The sequence below is a fragment of the Mesorhizobium sp. M1E.F.Ca.ET.041.01.1.1 genome (assembly GCF_003997355.1).
Classification (GTDB): domain Bacteria; phylum Pseudomonadota; class Alphaproteobacteria; order Rhizobiales; family Rhizobiaceae; genus Mesorhizobium.
In genome coordinates this window covers 1-4,045 of the sequence record NZ_RZSL01000545.1, presented here as the reverse complement: position 1 = coordinate 4,045, position 4,045 = coordinate 1, and the positions used below count along the sequence as shown (strand labels likewise).

Here is a 4,045-nt window from a genome sequence, read left to right as displayed (position 1 = left end):
ATAGCGGACCATTATACCTTGAACCTTCAAGCAGGATGAGCGCTCTTCTTGCCATTGGCCGTTGTCTCCGACGTTGCGTGCTGTGCGGCGGTCCGAGCGTACATCGGCAAAATCTTTTTCAGCCGTGCCTGATCTCAGATCTTTTAGTGAACGTACCATTGTCAGCGATTTGCGGTCGCAAAGATTCTGCAAATTTAGTTCAAGGATTTGTTGCAACATTTTCGTCACAGGCCGTATCCGGCTTTTGCGATTCGCTGCTGGTGCCGTCGCTTAGTCGCTTCGATTGAGATAATCTTTGAGCTTCGTTGCTAGGACGCGCACATGGGGCGGAGCGACCATCGTGTAATGGTCACCAGGCACCTCGTGAATCTCCAGGCGGCCTCGCGCGAATTGCTTCCACCCAAGATCGCCATCAGGTTCATTAGTGGATGTGCGCAGGCCGTTCCTGGCTGCAAAAAGAACGGATCTGCTGTCGTTGAACCGAGGCGTATATTCGCGCAGCGCAATTTTATTTGCCTCGGCAACTGCCAGGATATTATTGAGCTGCGTTTCGCTCATGTCGGGGACACTGGCTGCTTGCGTTCCTAAATTGAGCAATGCCTTGACCTGACACTCACGTTTGGTGGATTTCAGCTTTTGCCAATGTTTCTTCAGCGCCGGAAAAAGGACACTCAGTATGAGCGCTTGCTCGCTCAGCCACTCGGGAATGGGGCTGTTGCCGAGCAGGCGATGCCGGCCGCTTGTGTGCTCTTCATCCTTGTGAAGCGCTTTGGCATCGAGCAGCCCAACTATAGCTACCTCGTCACCAGCATCGTGCAATTGGCAAGCCATTTCCCAAGCAATACTGCCGCCCATAGACAAGCCGGCGAGCTGATAACGGCCGCGCGGTTGTACGCTCTTGATAGCCTCTACGTATTCCCGCGCCATCTCCGGAATGCTCAGGTGAGGTCTTGCCTCACCATTCAGACCGCGCGCCTGCAGGCCGAAGAGCGGCTGCTCGGTGCCAAGTGCCTTAGCAAGAGGTTTATATAGGAGTACATGTCCCCCAAAAGGGTGGGGGCAAAACAGAGGCGTCATTGAACCGCCGGTTTGTATCGGCACCAATGCGTTCAGACCCGCGCTTCTATGTGTCTTCGAGAGGGCTATTGCGAGCCCTCTTGGAGTCTGGTGTTCCAGCAGCAGGGAGACAGCCAATCTCTCTCCCGTGAGCTGCTCGATGCGATCGATGACGCTTAAGGCGCTCAACGAATCGCCACCAAGATCAAAGAAGCTGTCGGTCAGGGCAACCTCATCCAAGCCCAAAATTTCCCGATAGACCGCCCCAATTTGGCTGTCTAAAGCTGCCTCAGCAGACATCTCAACTACAGTTGGACTGCGCATCCCTTCGTTCTCAGTCGGGCGATCGACGGATGTGGCTGCAATAGCAGGCTGATTCAAATTGGCATTTTGTTCCTCCTCCTTGATGACGACCGCATCGAGCCAGTAACGCTTGCGATCAAAAGGATAAGGCGGGATGGGGGTACGCTGCGGGGGCTTATGATCGTGCACGCCGGACCAATCTATGCGAACGCCGCAGGTCCATAGCTTGCCTAATGTCTGTAACAGTCTCTGGCGATCGCCTTGCCCATGATCGCCTCCTGGCAAAGCAGCAAAGGCGATGGGGCTGCGCAGGTTGATCTTTGACTTGGACCGCTTGGAATGTCCCGTCAGGGCTGCGCCAGGCCCCATCTCAATGAACAATCCGTGGCCCGATTGCACTAGCCGATCGAGGGCCTGATGGAACTGCACCGTTTCGCGCAGATTTCGGACCCAATAGCTGCCGTCGAGCCGCACGTCCGGCTCAAGCCAGTCACCGAGCACCGTTGACATGAAACGCATTTGTGGCGCGTGCAAATCGACTTGTCCTGCATGAATCTTGAACTCCGGCAGGATTGGATCCAGTAGGGATGAATGCACGGCATGACTTGCACGTATTGGCTTACTCGCAATCGATCTCGCCTCCAATCGCGCATGAAACGCTGCGATCTCGGATGCGGCCCCCGAAGCGATGCACTGACGCGGCCCGTTTATTGCCGCCAATGAAAGGTTTTCGTTCCAATATGGCCGGAGCTCTTCGGGCGGCAGGCCGACCGCGACAATGCCGCCTGCAGGCACGCGCGACGTTAACTCTCCTCTTTTCAGTGTCAGGCGAATGGCATCAGGTAGCGAGATGATGCCCGCAACGTGAGCGGCTGCATATTCGCCGATGCTGTGGCCAATTACAGCTGCCGGCAAAATGCCCCACGACATGAAGAGCTTCGCCATTGCATATTGCGTAGCAAAAATGACAGGTTGTATGACGGCTTCCAGCTGAGGCTCAATCTCGCCATTAGATTTGACTTCGCTGTAGAGTAGGGGGCGAAAATCAATATGTGCAAGCTCGTTAAGCCACTTTGCGCATTCGTCGATGGCGTTGCGGAATACAGGCTCTTCTTCATAAAGCTCCCGACCCATTCCGATCTGCTGCGCTCCCTGGCCCGAGAACATGAAAACGATGCGGTCTTCACTGCTTGACACCTCTTGAAATGCGCTCGCCTGCAGTGCCGCCTGATCGATTTGATCGGCTAGCTCAACCAAATCGGATCCCACGAAACTTGAGCGATATCTGAGAGCGGCTCGACCCTTTTGCAGGGTGTATGCGATATTTGCTGCGCTGTGCTGAATATCGCTTCGGCGCATAAAGCCGGCCAGTCGCCGGAGCGTTTCGGTCTGTGCCGGCCTGCTCGCTCCCGATACTGGAAAGACGTGCAGCCTACGACCCCCTTGCTCAGTGCTTCGGGACGGTGCCTCCTCGAGAATCGTGTGCGCATTCGTGCCACCAATGCCAAATGAGCTGACCCCGCCGCGCCGTGGCTCACCACCTTTGGGCCAAGAGGTGCAGGTCTTGTTTACGAACACCGGGCTCTCCTTGAAGTCGATATTTGGGTTGGGCTTGTCAAAATGTAGGCTGGCGGGAATGACGTTCCTATTCAGCATCATGGCGAGCTTGATCAATCCCGTTACGCCCGCTGCGGCGTCGAGATGGCCGACATTTGTCTTCACCGAACCTATTGCGCAGAATTGTTTCCGTGCTGTGTGGGAACCGAAGGCCTTGGTCAGCCCGGAGATTTCGATGGGGTCGCCAAGATAGGTTCCCGTACCATGCGCCTCCACATAACCAATGGTGTCCGCAGAGACATCAGCATCGGTTAGGGCAGCTTGAATCACCGCGGCCTGTCCGTCGGCGCTAGGGGCGGTGAAGCCTACCTTGCAGGCGCCATCATTGTTGATAGCGGAACCCTTTATCACCGCCCAGATATAATCGCCGTCTCTACGCGCATCGCTCAGTCGCTTGAGGACGACGACCGCTGCTCCGCTGCCTCTCACCGTTCCCTGTGCTCTAGCATCGAACGCACGGCAGTGACCGTCAGGGGACAAGATATGGCCCTCTTGATGGAGATAGCCTTTTCCGTGGGGCAGGGAAATCGATGCACCGCCAGCCAGCGCCATGTCGCACTCATTGCTGCGCAGGCTCTGGCAAGCGAGGTGGACGGCGACCAGCGAAGTGGAACACGCCGTCTGAACTGACACGCAGGGACCGGTCAAGTTGAGCTTGTAGGCAATGCGCGTCGCCGTGAAATCGTGGCCATTAAGAATGCGGATCTGCAATTTCTCCGAATCCAGCAAGTCCCGGCCTGCTTCATGTTCAGCGAGATAGTGGTTGGCTCCCACGCCGGCAAAGATACCGACTGGATCCTCGGCGGTCTCGCGCGATCCGTATCCTGCATGATCGAGCGCCTGATACGCCGTTTCCAGCAGGATCCGCTGTTGCGGGTCCATCCACGCTGCTTCCTTTGGCGAGATGCCGAAGAACGCTGCGTCAAACAGATCGACTCCCCTGATAACGGCTTCGCGCCTCACATAATTGGGCTTGCCAAAGGTATTGGGATCAACGCCAGCTTGTCGCAATGTCTGTTCATCCAAGTCTGCGATGGACTCTATGCCATCAACCAGATTGTTCCAGAAT

2 protein-coding genes are annotated in these 4,045 nt (G+C 56.0%); both read right to left on the bottom strand.

The genetic code is table 11. From position 1 onward, the window contains the following. Positions 1-228, bottom strand: a 228-nt coding sequence (locus EOA38_RS39820) for a hypothetical protein (protein ID WP_210212996.1), incomplete at its 3' end; no start/stop codon positions are given. 42 nt (positions 229-270) lie between these two features. Next, positions 271-4,032, bottom strand: a complete 3,762-nt coding sequence (locus EOA38_RS29810) for a beta-ketoacyl synthase N-terminal-like domain-containing protein (RefSeq protein ID WP_281060126.1) — start codon at positions 4,030-4,032, stop codon at positions 271-273. Positions 4,033-4,045: the final 13 nt, after the last annotated feature.